The sequence below is a fragment of the Tardiphaga sp. GW822-FHT04G09 genome (assembly GCF_058800725.1).
This window is the reverse complement of the sequence record NZ_JBXAMO010000009.1, coordinates 109121-126797: the sequence shown is the minus strand read 5'-3', so window position 1 is coordinate 126797 and position 17677 is coordinate 109121. Positions and strand designations below refer to the sequence as shown.

Below are 17677 nucleotides of genomic sequence, written 5' to 3'. Positions count from 1 at the left end.
TCGCGGCCCGTCCATCGGGTCTTAGTTCAACGGCGGCTTCGCCGGAATCTGCGGCAGCGGATCGGTCGAGATTGACACCAGCGCACCCGACTGCAGCTTGAGCTGGCCCACTGCGACCACACGATCACCAGTCTTCAGGCCCTGCGTGATCACCGCGCGGCCATCGAGGCGAGCGCCCGTGCGCACGAAGGTTCGCACCGCGGACAGCTCGGTCTTGCCATCGTCCGTCTTCTTCTCGGTGATGAGGTAAACCGAGTCACCGTACAGCGTGTAATCGACGGCGGTTTCCGGGACGGTGATGACAGCCGGCTTGTCCGGCAGCACGACAGTCGTAGTCGCGAACATGCCCGGCTTCAGGATGCCTTCAGGATTCTGCAGCGTCGCCTGGACACGAATATTACGCGTATCCGAGCTGATCTGCGGCTCGATCGTGGTGATCTTGCCTTCGAACTTGCGGCCCGGATAGGCGTCCACCGAAATGCGCACAGCCTGACCGACCTGCAGCTTGCCGGAATCTTTTTCCGTGACCGTGAAGTTGTTGTAGACGGCGGACAGATCCGTCAGCGTCACAATCTGCGTACCGGCGGTCAGATACTGGCCAACTTCCACACGACGCACGCCGAGCACGCCGTCGAACGGGGCGCGCACCAGCTTCTGCGAGATCACGGCTTCGGTCCTGGCGATGCCCGCCTGCGCCTGATCATAAGCCGCCTGCGCGGTATCGACCGTCGCCTGCGGACCGAACTGGCGCGATGCGAGCTGCTTGGCACGGTCGAGATTGAGCAATGCCACCGTGGCCTGCGCCTTGAAGCTGGCGAGATCGCCCTGCTCCGGACCGTCGAACAGCTGCAACAGCGGCTGGCCGGTCTTCACCGTCGCGCCTGCCGTGAACATGATGTCGGTGATGCGACCATTGACGTCGGAGGTGACATTGACCTGATGCACGGCGGCGAGATCGCCGACTGCGCTGATCAGGTTCGGCACCACTTCGGACTTCGCTTCGGCGATGCTCACCGCAGTCGGCGGCGGCTTCATGGTGGCGAAGAACTGCTTGATCATGTGGGCGCGGAACGCGTTAAAACCCACGAGGCCGCCCACCAAAACCGCCAGCAGGATGCCGACAATGATGAACCAACGCACCATCCGCGGACGCGGACGGGGCTTCTCGACGGTCGCGCGCGGCGCCGTAGTGCTGTTGGACTCGGTCGTGAGTGTCATGTCATGCGCTTTCTGTCGTAGTCGCTGGCATCAGGTCCGCCGGAAGCTCGCGATCGATATATCTTGCGATCGCCGTGTCTTTCAGTCCGATTCCGCGGAGAATAAACTCGCAAAGTTGCCGCTCGTTGTCGGCGGTGCTGGCATAAGGCAAACAGGGAACCGAGGGAAGTCTCGAGATCGCCGCCATCATCGCCGTGTGATGCGCAAACCAGAAAAGCCCCATCGGCTCCCTTCCGATCCGCACCGCATCGCCTGCCCCGACAGCGTGCTCCAGCGACGTTGTAAAGGTGGGGCCGATCAGTCCACCGATCTTGTCGAACAACAGCCGGGCGAATTCGCCATCCTGTAACTGACTGATCACCATCAGCCGCAGACGCTGCGCCTCTTCATGATCGGGATCGGGATCGCGCGGAATGTCGAGGAAGTGCCCGACCATGCTGCGGATCAGAATCACCAGTGTCTCGGTCGAAGCCGGCAGACCCAGCAGCTTGTTCAGTCCTGGATCGGCTTCGCATTCCTCGGCCAGGATCTCAGCATAGAGTGCGGACTTGGTCGGAAAGTGTTTGAACAGCAGGCCTTCCGAAATGGAGGCTGCAGCTGCCACGCTCTTGGTCGTGGTGCCGGCAAATCCATTGCGCGCAAAGCATCGCTTCGCCGCGCTGAGGATCAGCTCACGCCTGAGATCATGGGTCATTCTTAGTGTGCTCATAGCGTCGTGAGTAAGCACTCACCTCTATTCGTGTCAAGAAAATGGTGCGTTGCATCCTGAGAATGGCTGCAGGTGGTATCTGGCCGCCACAGTGTTGCATTCTCGCGACGCCAAAGCGCCCGAGCTATGCGGTCCCCTCAAGATGAGGGGTGGCAGCGCGCCATGAGGCGCAAAGGGTGGTTTCTGTCGCGATCCGCTCCGCCGGAACGCCGGCAAGCTGCAACCGCGCAACGCCTCACGGCGCGCCACATGCAGACAAGTTTACGCAGTCTGCGACTGCTATGGATTTCTGTCCCCGGGACCGTTCTTCCGGGCAAAGGCGCAGAGCTCCGCACTCCGCCGATCCCGGCGGTTTCCCGCCGTTCACCAATGCCACGTCCAGCCAGCTTGAGTGGTAGACCCCGTAGTGGGGGCCGGACGGTGACCCAGGACCTCCCGAGTGCGCAGGGTACGTCACCCCACGCCCGCAGGCGCCGCATCCTGTCCCACTTCAAGACGCCTCTAGAAGCGCCCCTCGTGAACCGGATGAGCGGAGGACAATCCTTCTAGGGATGTTGTCAATAAATATAGGAAAAAATGTTAACCCGTCTCTTCCATCGTCATTCCAGGGCGTGCCCTTGCGCGTCCCGGAATGACAGTCGAGAGGTTCGTGCATTTCGACACTACACCATGCTTTACACCACCGTCTTGTGCCGTTCGATGCATGTGGCCAGCACCTCGTCCATCGACTTGCTCCACCAGTTCTCCGAGAAGATCTCGATCTCGCAATAACCGGCGAAGCCCTGCGCTTCCACGGCGGCACGGGCGCCCCGGATGTCGATGACCCCGTCGCCCATCATGCCGCGGTCGTTGAGGATGTCCTTGGTCGGGACCAGCCAGTCGCAAACGTGGAAGGCGAGCAGACGGTCCTTCCCTGCCCGCGCGATCTGCGCATGCATCTCCGGATCCCACCAGATGTGATAGACGTCGAGCGCGACGCCGAGCATGCCGGTGCGGTTGGGATCGAGGCGGTCGCAGATATCGAGCGCCTGCTCCGTGGTGTTCACGCAAGCGCGGTCGGCCGCGTAAGCCGGATGCAGCGGCTCGATCGCCAGCGGCATCTTCGCCTGCCTGGCATATTCCATCATCTCGGCGATGCCGTCATCGACCTGCGCGCGCGCATTGATGATGTTCTTCGACGGCGCAGAGCCCGGCCGCGAATATTGCGGCAACCCGCCGACCACGAGCACGATGCATGGCGAGCCAAGCGCCACCGCCTCGTCGACGCAGCGGCGGTTGTCGTCGCGCTGCTGCTGGCGATGGGCTTCGTCGGACACGAACATGCCGCCGCGGCAATAGCCGGACAGTTCGAGATCATGGTCCCGCACCGCCTTGACGGCCTTGTCGAGACCAACAGCAGCGACCTGGTCGCGCCACGGCGAGACACCGCGGATCTTGTGACGCGCACAGGCCTCGGCGATGGCGACGAAGTCGCCCTGTTTGCGGACTGTCGCCGTGTTCAGCGACAGCCAGCGATGGTCATTCGAGAAGTCACGCATCTCAGGCTTCGATCCCGCGTGTTGCCATGATCGCTTTCATGCGCTGCGTCGCCAGTTCGGGATTGGCGAGCAGACCCGCCTTGTCGGCGAGACGGAACAGTTCGGCGAGATGCTGAGTCGAGCGCGTGCTCTCCTGCCCGCCGATCATGGTGAAGTGATCCTGATGGCCGTTGAGATAGGCCATGAATACGATGCCGGTCTTGTAGAACCGCGTCGGCGCCTTGAAGATGTGGCGCGACAGCGGCACCGTCGGACCGAGCACGTCGTGGAAGCCGGCCTCGTCGCCAGCGGCAAGACGCGACAGCGCATAGGATGCCGCCGGGGCGATGGCGTCGAAAATGCCGAGCAGCGCGTGCGAGAAGCCCTTGTCGTCGCCGGCGATCAGTTCGGCATAGTTGAAATCGTCGCCGGTATACATCTTCACTTTGGGATCGAGACGACGACGCATGTCGATCTCACGCTGTGCGTCGAGCAGCGACACCTTGACGCCGTCGACCTTGGCCGCGTTCCGGTTGATGACGTCGACGGCGATGTCCATCGCAGTGTCGAGGCTCGGCGTGCCCCAGTAATTGGCCAACGCCGGATCGAACATGTCGCCGAGCCAGTGGATGATCACCGGCTGCGCCGACTGCGACAGGATGCGGTCATAGACGCGGCCGTAGTCCTCGGCATTTTTGCCGAGCTTGGCGAGCGCGCGCGACGCCATCAGGATGATGCGACCTCCCACCTTCTCGATGGCTTCGAACTGCTGCTCATAGGCCTTGATCACATCGTCGATCGATTTGGCGTCTTCCACCGCGAGGTGGTCGGTGCCTGCACCCGAGAACACCAGCGCGCCGCGCGGCTTCGCCGCCGCAACGGAGCGCGTGATGAGTTCGAGCGAGGTCGGCCAGTCCATGCCCATGCCGCGCTGGGCGGTATCCATCGCTTCCGCAACGCCGAGACCGAGATCCCAGACATGCTCACGGAACGCGATGGTGCGGTCCCAATCGATGGTCTGATTGAGCCACGGATCGCACTCTGCCAGCGGGTCGGCAACGATATGCGCCGCCGAGAAGGCGATGCGATTCAGCGCGCCGTCGTGTTTGGCGGGGAACGTCCGCGACGCCGCCAGCCGATAGGTCTCGATCGAGCGATCGGCCTTCGGCAGCTTCAGCGATAGCGTCGAGGCTGTCGATGTGGGCATGACTGGCTTGTTCATAATGAACCTCAGACCTTGAGCGTGGGAACGTCGATCCAGCGGCGCTCCTTCCAGCTTTCCAGCGCGCATTCGACGAGCTGAACGCCCTTGGCGCCTTCGAGCAGCGTGTATTTGTAGGGCGCGTCCTCGCAGACGTGACGGATGAACATTTCCCACTGCTCCTTGAAGCCGTTGTCATAGACGGCGTTGTCCGGAACCTTCTGCCAGTCGGCATAGAAGTCGTGGGTGCGCTTCTCGTCGGGATTCCAGACCGGACGCGGCGTCGCTTGACGGGCCTGGATCATGCACTCGGTGAGACCGGCAACGGCCGAGCCGTGGGTGCCATCGACCTGGAAGGTGACGAGATCATCGCGATAGACGCGCGTGGCCCAGGACATGTTCATGTGCGCGATCACGCCGCCCTTCAGCTTGAAGGTCGCGTAAGCCGAGTCGTCGGCAGTGGCCGTATACTTCTTGCCCTGCTCGTCCCAGCGCGCCGGAATGTCGGTGGTGCCCAAGCACGTCAGGCTCTCGACTTCGCCGAACAGGTTGTCGAGCACGTAGCGCCAGTGGCAGACCATATCGAGGATCATGCCGCCGCCGTCTTCGGCGCGGTAGTTCCACGACGGGCGCTGGGCTTCCTGCCAGTCGCCTTCGAACACCCAGTAGCCGAACTCGCCGCGCACCGAGAGCATCTTGCCGAAGAAGCCGGAGTCACGCAGCATCGCGAGCTTCTTCAGGCCGGGCAGGAACAGCTTGTCCTGCACGGTGCCGTGCTTGAGGCCCTTGGCATTGGCCTTCTTGATGACGTCGAGCGCGGCTTCGAGATTGGTTGCAATCGGCTTCTCGCAATAGATGTGCTTGCCGGCCCCGATGGCACGGTTGAGCAGGCCCGGACGGGCCTGCGTGGTGGCAGCGTCAAAGAAGATGGTGTCGTTCTTGTCGGCGAAGGCCTTGTCGAGATCGGTGGTCCAGCGCTCGATGCCATATTTCTTGGCGAGACCTTCGATCTTCTCGGCATTGCGGCCGACCAGGATCGGATCCGGCATCATGCGGTCGCCGTTCTTCAGGGTCACGCCGCCCTGCGCGCGGATGGCGACGATCGAACGCACGAGATGCTGGTTAAGACCCATGCGGCCGGTGATGCCGTTCATGATGATGCCGAGGCGGTGGACAGCCATAGTCAGGACTCCTGGAGAATTTTAGTTTGAGAAGTATCGGATGAAGCGAGCTGGAGTGGCGACAGCGCCGACCAGTCCGGATGCGCGCCGGATGCAAATCCGGCAGAGGTCAGTGATCCCGTGAGGAGATCGCCGTCGTGAATCGACAGCCGGATGGTGTCGCCATCCCTGCTGTAGAGATCGGGATGGGCTTTCAGGAAGGACACGGCCTCGCCAACCGGCGCGGTGCCAAAACCATCGACGTAATGATGACCGTTGCGTTCGGCATGCGTCACGCCGATCAGCGCGCCGAGCGCGAGATCCTGCTGCACGCCGAGCCCGGCCTGACAGGTCAGATCCTCACCAGTGATGAAGTGATCGACGCCCTGCGCGCTCCACGCCGCGGCGCGGGTCGCGTTTGCAATCGACTTGTAGAAGCCCTTGCAGGACTTCGACGAGATGCCGCGATAGCCCAGCGCCCTGGCGGCCGGGAATGCATCCCAATTGTCGTCGGCCTCGTCGATGATGAAGTTGCGCGACGAGAGCTTGCCGAGCGGCGACGCGCGCGTGATGTCGCGCGGCATCGGCTGTTCGATATAGAGGAGCTTCGCGGCGATGGGCGATAGCGCAGCGTCATTGTCCAGGCGATCGACCAGGGCACCGAGCGTATGGAGATCGGCATATTGTTCGTTGGCGTCGAGGGTGACCTGATAGTCGTAAGGCAGTGTCGTCAGTGCCTGACCGATGCGCGTCAGCCGGGCGGCATCCGCTTCCGGATTGCCGTTCATCTTGAGCTTGAAGTAACGCGCGCCGCTGTTCTCTCCGGGGTCGGCGACCCCGCCCTCGCCTTCGATCACATCGTCGAGGCCGACGGTGTGGCGCAACGCGACGCGTGGCAAACGCTCTCGGCTCGCGAGGAAAGTCGCGATGTCGTCGGCGCCAAGGTCGGGCGCGAGGCGCGCTGTGAGCCCGGCGACATTCGCCGTCATGCCGGTAAAGAAGTCGGTGCCCAGCCCACGCAGCAGCGCATCGAGCACAGCCTTGTCGATCTCCGCCGGGCCGAAGCTTGCGGCCAGCGGTGGAATGTCCAGTTCGGCGCAGGCCTTCATCTGCTCGCCGATGCAGGCTGCATGCAGACCGAAGGCAGAGATGAACCCCGATTGCGCGCGGTAGAGATCACTGGCGATTGCGAGCGATTGCCGAAGTTCGTTCACCGTATCATCGATGGCGAGATGCGGTCGCTTGTCGAACCACTTCGGCACCATCAGTTCAGCCGAGGCGCCGACGAACACGCCCCTGCCCTCGACCTCGAGTTCGACGCGCACGAAAGCTTGCGGCGCGGCATTCACCGTCACCGCGCCAAAGCGAAACGGCCGCACGAACGCTACGTGGCGTTCGAACAGTGTAATGTCTCGCAAGGCGATCCGTGGCGACATGGAAATCGGCCTTAATCCAGCGCGCTGTTGGTCATGAAATGCTTGCGGATACGCGCGACCAGATCGGTGAAAATCGGATTCGACATCGCATCCAGCGTGCGCTCGCGGCCGAGCGGCACGTCATAGATCGCGGCAATGCCGCCGGGGCGCTCGGTCATGACCAGCACCTTGTCGGCCAGAAACACCGCTTCCGGAATCGAATGCGTGATCAGCAAAATCGTCTTGCCGGTGGTGCGCTGGATGCGCGACAGCTCGACATTCATCTTCTCACGCGTCATGGCGTCGAGCGCGCCGAATGGCTCGTCCATCATCATGATCTTGGGATCGTGCACCAGCGCGCGGCAGATCGAAGCACGTTGCTGCATGCCGCCGGAGAGCTGCCACGGCAGCTTCTTCTCGAAACCCTCGAGACCGACCATCTTCAGAAGTTCTTTGGCGCGCGGAATGTATTTCTCGCGCGACTCGCCCTTCATGTCGATCGGCATCAACACGTTGTTGATGATGTTCCGCCACGGCAGCAGCAACGCGTTCTGGAACACGATGCCCACATCACCATGAGGCTCGGTGACCTTGTTACCGTCGACATGGATTTCGCCGGATGTCGGCGCAAGAAGGCCCGAGATCAGTTTGAGCAGCGTGGACTTGCCGCAGCCGCTTGGTCCGACCACGACGAAGAACTCGCCATCATTGATGTGGAAGTCCAGGGGACGCAGCGACTGCACCTGGCCGTCGCCGGTCCCATAGGTCTTGGAGACGCCGGAGAGATTGATCCCCGACGCCTTCGATGGTGCGGACTGCTCGGATACGACGCGAAGATGCGCACTCGGTTGATCGACGCTCATGGTCCTCATCGCTGCAGTCATTACGGCTAGTCCTGTTGGTTTCGTCAGTTCGGTCGAAATAGCCGGGCCGGTTACTTCGGCAGATACTCGTTGGTGTAGAAGGCCTTCGGATTGTCCTTGGCCTTGGCTTCCAGACCGCCGTATTCGACCATCAGGTCCACCGAGTCCTTCATGTTCTGGTCGGTGACCTGGAACGGGCGCTTACCCTTGGTTTCCGGCGTGGTGTAGAGCGGGATGGTGAGTTCGAAGCCCTGGGTCAGAGTCTCGATCTTGCCGCCCTTCGGGTTGGCATCGAGAATCGACTGCGCGGCAGCCTTCGGCTCCTTCGACGCAGCTTCAACGGCCTTGGTGGTCGCGGACATGAAGCGCTTCACGAGATCCGGATTGGCCTTGGCGTAGTCGGTATTGGTGACGATGCCCGACGACACGAGGTGGATGCCGTAGTCGGCGAACTTGATCGGATACACGTCCTTGCCGGTGGCATCCTTGATCTTCATGGACTGGTCCATGACGTAGCCGAGCAGCAGGTCAGCCTGGCCGTTGATCACCGCGTTCAGCTTGGTCTGTCCGTCACCGGCGACGGTCTTGAAATCGGATTCCTTGAGGCCGGCCTTCTTGAGGAACAGCGGCCAGATCTGGGTCATGGAATCCGCCGGCGTGATCGCCACGGTCTTGCCCTTGATGTCTTCCGGCTTCTTGATGTTCTTGTCGACGAAGCCCATCACGGACATGGCCGAGGTCTGCAGCAACACGCCGGTGGCGATCACCGGGGCGCCCTTCACGGCTGCGCGCATCATGGTGGGAACGTCGACATAGCCGAAATTCACGCTCTTGGCGGCAACGGCCTGCACGGTGGCCGCCGAACCGCGACCTTCCTGAATGTCGAGATCAATGCCTTCGGCTTCATAGATGCCCTTGGCCTTGCCGTAATAGAACGGCGAATGCTCACCATAGACATACCAGTTGAGCATCAGCGTCACCTTGTCGGCGGCAACCGCCGGCGTGGCGAGTGCGAGCGTGACAGTGATCGCAGCAGTCGAAACAGCAGTAACCCATTTCAGCATGTTTAGCCTCCCATTGAAGCAGGTGATCGCGGCCCGTTTCGCCGGGCCGCTTGTTTGGAAATTGCGCGTCCCCGATCAGGACCCGATGAAGACATCCGCGCGCTGGCTGACGTGCCAGGGAATCGCAAAACGTTCGATGCGATCGACCAGCCAGAACAGAATGACGCCGAGCAGCGCGAGGATCACGAGAGCCGCAAACATCGTCGGCAGATCGAACGTGCCGATCGAGCGCTGCAGCACATAACCGATGCCGGAATTGGAGCCGACGAATTCACCGACCACCGCGCCGACGACGGCGAGCGTGACGGACACCTTGAGACCGGAGAAGATCGCCGGCAGAGCATGCGGCAGGTTCACCGCGCAGAACACACGCAGTCTGCTGCCCTTCATGGCGCGGGCGAGATCGACCATATCGGGATCGACCGACTTGAAGCCCTGGACCGCCGACACGACGACGGGAAAGAAACCGAGCAGGAAGGCGGCGATGATCTTCGGCACGATGCCGAAGCCGAACCACACCACGAACAAGGGTGCGATGGCGACTTTGGGAATCGACTGCGAGAACACCAGCAGCGGATAGACATAGCTTTCGACAGTCCTGGAGCCCGCGATCAGCATGGCGATGGGAATGCCGAACACGGCCGAGGCGAGAAAGCCGAGCAGCGTGGCATAGGTCGTCGGCCACGACTGCGCGAGCAGCTCGGGCCAATCGGTGTAAAGCACCTTCACGACATCGCCGGGCGCAGGGATCTGATAGGCGGGAATGTTGAAGATGCGGATCGCCAGATCCCAGCCGACAACGATCATCACCAGCAACAGGAACGGTCGCAGCCATGAGGCGTTCAGCAGCTTCGATACACTGCCGGGTGCTTTCTTCTCACTCACGCGTCTCGTCTCCCAGATGCCGGCTTCGCGGTCGCATTTAACTCGTTGGATAAATACAGCGCATGGCTTCGCTGTTGTCAATTGGCCGCTCAACTAGCGAAAATTACACAATGATTTCAGGCGCTTTGACGGGTCGACGTGTGGACAACCGGCGCCGGGGGCAGCTGAAATTCGGCCACGGATCGGCCGGTGAGCGCCGCCAGGACGAGCGCCACCATATGGGCCAGCCGCTCGTCCCTCGCCTCCTTCGCCAGCAAATCCCTGCCGAAGATCACGCTGAGCGTGGCGTTGTTGCCGATATAGAAAAAGCTCAGCGCGGCGATGGAAATGTAGAGCTGCACCGGGTCCATCGCGACCTTGAAATCGCCTGACGCGACGCCGCGCAAAACCACCGTGCGGATCATCTCCACAAAGGGCGAATGCATCGACTTAACCTTTGTGGAGCGCTTGATGTGCTTCGCGCGCTCCAGATTCTCGGTGTTGAGCAGCGCGAGGAATTCCGGGTTGCTGATAAAATAGTTCCAGGTGAAGGCGATCAGGCTCTCGATGGCCTCGGGCGGATCGAGATGTTCGAGATCGAGCGTGCGCTCTTCGGCACGGATCTGCTCATAGGCACCTTCGAGTACCGCAAGATAGAGCGCATCCTTGTTGCCGACGTGATAGTAGAGCATGCGCTTGTTGGCGCCGGCCTGGGCGGCGATGCGATCGACACGTGCACCGGCAAGACCTCGGCTGGCAAATTCCTTCTTGGCAGCCTCAAGAATGCGCAGACGCATCCCTTCCGGGTCGCGTTGCCACTTCAATGCTTTCTTCGGCGCTTTTTTAGTTGTTTTTGCCAAACCCGGATCCCGTCGCTCAGCGGAACTACGCAACAGCTGCAAGTCTATCGCGTGTAGCATGCGTTTGCGCGCTTGAGAACAAAGCATCTTCCGGGCCATATGCGCAAACGGGTATCGCCTTTTGCGGGTGCCGTCGCTATCACTGCCCTGCCTCAACCGGACCTGCTTGTGCCTGCCATCATCACAGACCCGTTCTTCTATGCCGTCGCCATTCCGGCGGTGATTTTCCTCGGCCTCTCCAAAGGCGGCTTCTCCGGCGTCGGCATTGCGGCCACGCCGCTGCTGGCGCTGTATCTGCCGCCGCTCGAGGCAGCTGCGCTGCTGCTGCCGGTGCTGATCACGCAGGATCTGATCTCGATCTATGTCTATCGCCGTGAGTGGGACGCCTCGAATCTGAAGATCATGCTGCCCGGCGCGGTCGCCGGCATGACGCTGGCGTGGCTGCTCGCCTCCTATATTTCCGACAATGCCGTCCGCATTACCGTCGGTTTGATCGGCCTGATCTTCGTGATCGATGTCTGGCGCAAGCGCGCCAGGATCGAACCAACGCGCATGGGGCCGGCCGGCGGCGTGCTCTGGGGCGCGGTATCGGGCTTCACATCCTTCATGACCCAGGCGGGCGGCCCGCCATTCCAGGTCTATGTGCTGCCGCAGCGGCTGCCGAAGCTGGTGCTGGTCGGGACCACGACGATCTTCTTCGCTGTGGTCAATGCGCTGAAGATCGTCCCGTATTTCGCACTCGGCCAATTCCATGCCGGCAATTTCGCGACATCGCTGGCGCTGCTGCCGATGGCCATCATCGCGAACTTCATGGGCATCTGGCTAGTGAAACACACGCCCACCAGTCTGTTCTACAACATTGCCTATGCGCTGCTGCTCCTGATCTCGCTGGTGCTGCTGTGGCAGGGTTGTTCGGTGTTGTGGCGGTAGCCAATCCGCACTGTGAGTAGGATGGGTAGAGCGCCTTCGCGAACCCCATCAACCCCACACGCAAAAGCGATGGGTTTCGCTGCACTCAACCCATCCTACTCCTCTACACATCCTTCCCCGTCCGCTCGATCAGCAGCGTCGGGATTCCGCAGGTCCCGTCGCGCAGGCTGACCACGCGGGTACCCGGCTTGCGGCCGTTCCGCACCTCCGACACGTTGACATGCGCAGCAAGCAAGCGCTCGCGGACCGCATCGGCATCGGCGACGCGCCAGGTCATGCCCCAGAGCTTGTCGCGATTCTTGTCGGCCTTGTCGTCGGGGCGGTGCACGACCTCGACGATCAGATCGCCGCAACGGAAAAACATCAGATGGCCCCAGTCCGGATTGGAGCGATCCAGTGCCATGTCGAGGCCCAGTCGCGCACCATAGAGCGCAGCGGCACGTTCCGGGTCCTGCGTGGCAACAACGACGTGATCGAGGCCAAGGAACGGCGCATTGCCCACCACGGGGGATACCGGGCGCTCGTCAGACAGTTCGAGAAAGAATTGCCGGACACCGCGTGTCGCATCGGTGGCCGCGCGCGTACGCTTCCAGGAGAGCGTGGCGCCGGTCTCGATATTCCTGCTCTCGACCTCGGCAATAGGATCAGGCTTCAGCGCCAGGCGATCGAGCCGGCGATGCATCTTCGCGATATCGCCAGTCCGGAAACAGATGCTGGCTAGCGTCGCCCCCTGTTCCGGCAGCACGGCGCGGATACGATCGGCGGCGGGACCATGGCCGACGGGCGCCATCAGCTCGACCGACATATTGGCCACCGTGAAGATCGCCATGGCCGCTCCGTCGCTGGTGCTGCGCCAGGCGGGCGCGCGGGCAAACAGGGTCTGATAGGTGGCGACCCCTGCCTCCAGGTCCTCCAGCAAAATGACGACGTGATCCAGCCCGGTGATCATCGCATCCCTCCCGTCTACGTGGCGTTGTTGTGATCGAACTATGCCAGTTTTCGAGCCGCAATGCTGAAAACCGAGTCCGCCCGGCCGCGGCATCCTGCGGCATCGCACAATTTCGGTGGTGACCTCGTCGCAACCGCTGTTAAGCTGACTGATGCCCCGTCTCCGGACGGGTGCAGCCATCCCTCAGGCGAGACGGACGGATTCATGAAGGCACTCTTTATCGGACAGACCTATATCGACGTCACGTTCATCACCGACCACATGCCGACCGGTGACGAGAAGCATGTCGCCTCCGACTATGCCGTATCGTTCGGCGGCAATGCGGTCACCGCCGCCTTCTGCTGCGCCAAGCTGGGCATCGTACCGGACCTGATCGCCACCGTGGCGAATGACTGGCTCGGCCGCATGTTCATGGACATGTCGGCGAAGTATGCCATCGAGATTCATCCGCGCAAGGTCGCGAGTTCGTCGCTGTCCTTCATCATGCCGAAAGACGGCAAGCGCGCCATCGTCCGCTGCCGCGACGACCATCACATTCACCCCTTTCCTCTCCTGAACCTCGGCGATTGCCGGGCACTGCATGTGGACGGCCATCAGCCAGATGCCGCCATTCACTATGCGAAGCTGTGCCGCGAAGCGGGCATCCTCACCTCGCTCGACGGCGGCGGCTTGCGTACCAACACCCATGAATTGCTGGAATTCATCGACGTCGCCATTGTCGCCGAGCGCCTCTGCGAGCAGATGGATCTCACGCCGGAAAAGATGCTGGACTATCTCAAGACCCGCGGTTGCCGCGTCGGCGGCGTCACGCTCGGCGAGCGCGGCCTGCTCTGGTACGACGAGGCCGGCACTGTACATACGCTGCCCGCGCTACCGATTCCGCGTGAGAAGGTGATCGACACCAACGGCGCCGGCGACGTGTTCCACGGCGCCTATGTCTATTCGTACCTTGCCAATCCCGCACAGAGCTGGGCCGAGCATTTCAATTTTGCGCGGGCCGCATCGACGTTCAAGATCCAGCGGCTTGGCAATGAAGCGGGACTACCGACATTGGCAGACATCGCAGCGGTGCGTAAGGAATATCAGGCACAGGTGTAACCACCATGGGCCAGGGCTGTATCGCTATCGCCGCCCTGGAGAGGTTACGCGTTGTCACGCCGTAAACGCTTCCACCTCATACCAGCCCGGCGACGTTTCTCAACGCGCTGGCGTCCAAAACGACAAGCATCCGATTCTCGACCGATACCCACTTGCGTTCTGCCCACACCGATATGACCTTGTTGGCGCTCTCCCGCGAAATCCCCACCATTTCGCTGACGCTCTGTTGCGTCATATCAACCACAAGCGCTCCACCCGCCCTCGAATTCCGCTCGGCCAATTTCACGATCATATGCGCGAGGCGAGTTGCGAGGCCTTGCAGGATCACCTGCTCCAGGTGCTCGCTTGTCCAGCGCAGGCGGGCGCACAGCAGGTCGATGAATTTCACTGCCAATGCCGGCTGGGTGTGGATCAGGGGGATCAGGTTGCGGCGTTCAATCCGCCAAATCTCACAATTGACGTTCGCGATTGCATCGGTCGTCCTGCCCAGACCGTCGAGAACGGCGATCTCGCCGAATATCTGACCAGCGCCAATAAGATTGAGCACGGCGCTTTTCCCGTCCGCAGAAGATGAGCTCATCCTGACGGTACCCGACACGACCCCGAACAGACTCGTTCCCGGGTCACCTCTTCGAAAAATATAGTCCCCGCGTTTGAACTTCAGGACAGAAGCGTAGCGAGCCAGCTCGGTAATCGTCTCGGGCGCCAGATCGCTAAAGATCGCGGTCTCGCCTATCGCCGCGACAAGCCTGGCGGATCTTGCTGACTTCATTTCCGGCACGGCAATACTCCCGTGCGGCGCACGTCCCGACCTAACGCCGGTTCGGACGGCCAGACAGGTCGATCCGGCCAGCCCCGATACGTAGCGCCAATGGCGAGCCCGGACCTGGTGCCTTCGTGTCACCGGCCTTCGCGATGCGCTGTACATCCGCGCGGTCGCAAGCGAGCTGTGCAATCATCAACTCCGAAATCAACCTCGTGGCCTGCGGAGCAGCTACGCTTGTTCCGTTCATGGCCACAACGGATCCACTACGCGTGCCTGCTGCCAGCAGATTCCTCAGCGTCGCTGAATCATCTGCAACCGCCGACACGTCAGGGCTTCGGATCGAAGGTACGGCGCCCGAGGTCGAGAGCCTTCCGGCTCCCGAATACTCACTTACGCGCCTGTCACTGCGGAGGAATCCGCCGACGACAACCGTATGCTGTCCCGTTGCCAACGCGTTGATGGTGCTTTCCCTGCGAACCGGGCTTGCGCCCTTATCGTCTTGCTCCAATCGTCCGGCGAGATCGAAACGCACATAGTCCTTGTCTTCGAAACGGGACTGGCGTCCCCATAGCGGATAACCGAACGGCGTGTCGCCGCGCTGGATCCATACATCGACAGTCGTAGCTGCCTGCCTGTTTTTCACTTCGATCAGCCACGTCCCGGACGGTGCCGTACGTGGCGGCTTCTTGAGATCCGCGGTCGGTGCCATGGCGAGCAAGATGCGCGGTCGCTCTCCCGTCGAGTCGTCATACGTCACGAAAAATCGAGGTTTGCCTGGCGTCGGCCACTGCCAGGTCTGGTTGGCCGCGATCCAGGGACTTCGCTCGTTCGTCGGCGTCGTGATCCTGATAGCGATCTCGGCACGCGATGTCGCCGCCGTCTGTGCGGACAGCCACAGCTCCGCGAAACTGGCGGCCTTGTTGTCAGGTTGCACGCGCCATCGCAGACGTTCAACCCGCTGCCTGGTCGTTGAAGCTTTCGGCAACTTCAGGAAAGCATGGCATCGCGCCAGATAATGGTTTCCGGCTGGCATAACGACCCTGAGCGGCGCGGAGCGTGCCGATATCAGCTGGTCGATGGCAGCCTCCAACTGCGCCGTGCCATCGTGCGGCCCGGCAATGGTCCCATAGCTCAAATTCACAACGACCGGAATTGGACCCGTTCCCTCGGCGGCCGCGATCCTGTCGGCACGACTGAGCACATAGGAGATCGCAGCATAAACATTGGGAGTCAGAAATGCGCCCGAGGTTTCTTCCGTTACCCACCTCGGCAACTGCACGCCGATAATGTAGGGCGTGAGGGAATCTCCGGGCGCCACGTCTCTGGAATCAAGCCCGCAAGCGATATCCATGACGTGAGTCCCGTGTTTGGCACGGCGGGCGACCAGTTTCTGGCCAGCCAATCGATAGAACTCATCCTCGTCCACAGATCCGGCATGCGTGCAGGACGCCAGCAACTGATTGATCTCACTGTCCGGCAGCTCGCGTCCCCAGCCGAACTCCGCCGGCGCTCCGACATTCGTCGCGTCGTCCTGATTCCAGAAGTACTTCACTCTCGACTTTCCGTTCCGAAAGCGAAATCGTTCGTGTGCGAATGCCAGTCCATCGTCGATGATGGCGATAATGGCCCGTCGCGACGGCTTTGCGGAGAGCAATGGTTGCTCTGCAAGAGGAATCTTCCCGAACAGATTTGTCGTCGGCGTTCCGAGTTCGACACGGCGGACTGAGGACAGAACGGTCGCGAGCCTTGCAGTATCGTTTCGCCTCGCCTTTCCGGAAGCCAGCGCGATAAGCGCTTCGCGTGTCGCGATCGCCATACAGCACGTGACGTCGGCCGCTCTCAGCGATGGCGGTGCGGCGCTTTCGTATATCGAGGGAATCCGCACCAGTTGTTCCAACCCGGAACGGGCGACGGACCCGGCAAATGCGTCTACCGGGCCATCGAGCTCGAGCAGAACCCAGAACCAGTCGCCACGAAGATAAGCGAACTCCGTCAGCACCGCCCATTCGAGATAGGGTGAAATCAGCTTCCGTTTCTCTGCCATCGCTCGGACCCGTCAAAGCCTGTTACTTCGCTGGCATAACGCAACGACTAGATGACCTCGGCCTGCGCCGCATCCCATAACCATTTCATGATCGGTGACACCGCTGGCGGCATCGACGCGAGCGGGTCGACATAAGGTGGATCGATCAGAGGATTCAGCTTTTCGTGCCCATTTGCTGAATCATAGAAATCGTGGAAATCGAAATCCTGATTTCCGGGATATCGCTCGCCGTCGAAGCGCCAGGCATTGAACTTCGTCCCGCCTTTCGCCCGCTGGATGAAATAGCGCGCAAGTGAGAGCCCAAGCACCTGCCCCGCAGCCGTGTCGACCGGGAAATGAACGCCGGCCACCGTGCGATTGACGGCGATCCGCGCCGCCTGTCGCATTAACTGCTCACCGAGATTGGGCTCGCGCCCGTAAAGCTCCCACAGGATGCGCGCGATCATGTGGTTTTCGGTGGAATGGCCGCTCGGAAATGTGCCGTGCCCGGGCGTTAGAATGATCGGCTGCACCTGGGGCGACAATTCATATGGCCGCCAACATGCCATCGCGTGCTTGATACGCATCTCGACTGCGTTTGCAAAACGGAGCGCCGCGTCGAGCAGCTCGATGGTCTTTTTGGTCCGGTCCGGATGCAGATTTACGACGGAACTCCAAAACGCATATTGCGGTCCGAGTTCGGTTACGATTTCCGCAAGGCGGTCCTCGCGCAAATCCGAATATTGATCCAGGAAGTCGAGCTGACTTTGGAAAACGGCCGGAGACGGACGGATGAATGTTGCAATCCGGCTCGAACGGGTTTTCGGTGCGGGATCATTCGGTGTCGTGTGCACTTGAAAGTGCCAGACCGTCACGGACCGCTCTCTGGGTGTCCTCGAAACAGTCTTCGCGTGGTCCTTGTAGGTGAATGTCTCGCGGTGGGTCGTAAAATGCAGATGCGACAGCAAGTCGAAATCGATGATTGAAGCGCGTACCCACGGCTCCCAATTTCCGAGGTTTTTCTTGTCATCCAGCGCGCG

At 61.4% G+C, this 17677-nt stretch carries 16 protein-coding genes; 2 read left to right on the top strand and 14 right to left on the bottom strand.

Annotated features, from left to right (window positions below; all coding sequences use genetic code 11):
- Window positions 1-21 precede the first annotated feature (21 nt).
- The 10 genes from AC1RLZ_RS17405 to AC1RLZ_RS17360 all read right to left on the bottom strand — a co-directional run bounded on the left by AC1RLZ_RS17405 (window position 22) and on the right by AC1RLZ_RS17360 (window position 10808).
- Window positions 22-1218: an efflux RND transporter periplasmic adaptor subunit gene (locus tag AC1RLZ_RS17405; RefSeq protein WP_493189626.1), complete on the bottom strand. Its 1197-nt coding sequence runs from the start codon at window positions 1216-1218 to the stop codon at window positions 22-24.
- 1 nt (window position 1219) lies between these two features.
- Window positions 1220-1927 (bottom strand): TetR/AcrR family transcriptional regulator, encoded by a 708-nt coding sequence (locus AC1RLZ_RS17400; protein WP_493189625.1) that lies wholly within the window; start codon window positions 1925-1927, stop codon window positions 1220-1222.
- Between the two features lie 674 nt (window positions 1928-2601).
- A complete protein-coding gene (locus tag AC1RLZ_RS17395) occupies window positions 2602-3465 on the bottom strand; it encodes a sugar phosphate isomerase/epimerase family protein (RefSeq protein WP_371426292.1) in 864 nt (287 codons plus the stop codon).
- A 1-nt stretch (window position 3466) separates the two neighbouring features.
- A complete protein-coding gene (locus AC1RLZ_RS17390) occupies window positions 3467-4666 on the bottom strand; it encodes a dihydrodipicolinate synthase family protein (protein WP_493189624.1) in 1200 nt (399 codons plus the stop codon).
- A gap of 8 nt (window positions 4667-4674) precedes the next feature.
- Window positions 4675-5826 (bottom strand): Gfo/Idh/MocA family protein, encoded by a 1152-nt coding sequence (locus AC1RLZ_RS17385; protein ID WP_493189623.1) that lies wholly within the window; start codon window positions 5824-5826, stop codon window positions 4675-4677.
- Window positions 5827-5828: 2 nt separating this feature from the next.
- Window positions 5829-7241, bottom strand: coding sequence for a hypothetical protein (locus AC1RLZ_RS17380; protein WP_493189622.1), 1413 nt, complete (start codon window positions 7239-7241; stop codon window positions 5829-5831).
- 11 nt (window positions 7242-7252) lie between these two features.
- A complete protein-coding gene (locus tag AC1RLZ_RS17375; protein ID WP_371426284.1) occupies window positions 7253-8104 on the bottom strand; it encodes an ABC transporter ATP-binding protein in 852 nt (283 codons plus the stop codon).
- A gap of 50 nt (window positions 8105-8154) precedes the next feature.
- Window positions 8155-9147 carry an ABC transporter substrate-binding protein gene (locus tag AC1RLZ_RS17370; protein ID WP_371426282.1) on the bottom strand — a complete coding sequence of 331 codons (993 nt, stop codon included), beginning with the start codon at window positions 9145-9147 and terminating at the stop codon, window positions 8155-8157.
- Window positions 9148-9222: 75 nt separating this feature from the next.
- On the bottom strand, window positions 9223-9954 hold the full coding sequence (locus AC1RLZ_RS17365) for an ABC transporter permease (protein WP_493189729.1): 732 nt from the start codon (window positions 9952-9954) through the stop codon (window positions 9223-9225).
- Between the two features lie 194 nt (window positions 9955-10148).
- Window positions 10149-10808 carry a TetR family transcriptional regulator gene (locus tag AC1RLZ_RS17360; RefSeq protein ID WP_493189728.1) on the bottom strand — a complete coding sequence of 220 codons (660 nt, stop codon included), beginning with the start codon at window positions 10806-10808 and terminating at the stop codon, window positions 10149-10151.
- A 231-nt stretch (window positions 10809-11039) separates the two neighbouring features.
- Between AC1RLZ_RS17360 and AC1RLZ_RS17355 the strand changes: the two genes are divergently transcribed.
- On the top strand, window positions 11040-11801 hold the full coding sequence (locus tag AC1RLZ_RS17355) for a sulfite exporter TauE/SafE family protein (protein ID WP_493189621.1): 762 nt from the start codon (window positions 11040-11042) through the stop codon (window positions 11799-11801).
- A 103-nt stretch (window positions 11802-11904) separates the two neighbouring features.
- Here the strand turns inward: AC1RLZ_RS17355 and AC1RLZ_RS17350 are convergent, their stop codons facing one another.
- Entirely contained in the window at window positions 11905-12750 is an 846-nt protein-coding gene (locus tag AC1RLZ_RS17350; protein WP_493189620.1) for a VOC family protein, read from the bottom strand.
- Between the two features lie 204 nt (window positions 12751-12954).
- Here AC1RLZ_RS17350 and AC1RLZ_RS17345 point away from each other — a divergent pair, with 204 nt between their 5' ends.
- Window positions 12955-13848, top strand: a complete 894-nt coding sequence (locus tag AC1RLZ_RS17345; protein ID WP_493189619.1) for a sugar kinase — start codon at window positions 12955-12957, stop codon at window positions 13846-13848.
- 76 nt (window positions 13849-13924) lie between these two features.
- On the opposite strand, the gene AC1RLZ_RS17340 is transcribed toward AC1RLZ_RS17345, so the two are convergent.
- Genes AC1RLZ_RS17340 through AC1RLZ_RS17330 form a run of 3 tightly spaced genes read right to left on the bottom strand, consistent with a single transcriptional unit; the run spans window position 13925 to window position 17605 of the window.
- Complete coding sequence (locus tag AC1RLZ_RS17340; RefSeq protein ID WP_493189727.1) at window positions 13925-14620, bottom strand: Crp/Fnr family transcriptional regulator; 696 nt, start codon at window positions 14618-14620, stop codon at window positions 13925-13927.
- 40 nt (window positions 14621-14660) lie between these two features.
- Entirely contained in the window at window positions 14661-16658 is a 1998-nt protein-coding gene (locus tag AC1RLZ_RS17335) for a S8/S53 family peptidase (protein WP_493189618.1), read from the bottom strand.
- Between the two features lie 47 nt (window positions 16659-16705).
- Complete coding sequence (locus AC1RLZ_RS17330) at window positions 16706-17605, bottom strand: phosphatase PAP2 family protein (protein WP_493189617.1); 900 nt, start codon at window positions 17603-17605, stop codon at window positions 16706-16708.
- Between the last annotated feature and the right edge of the window lie 72 nt (window positions 17606-17677).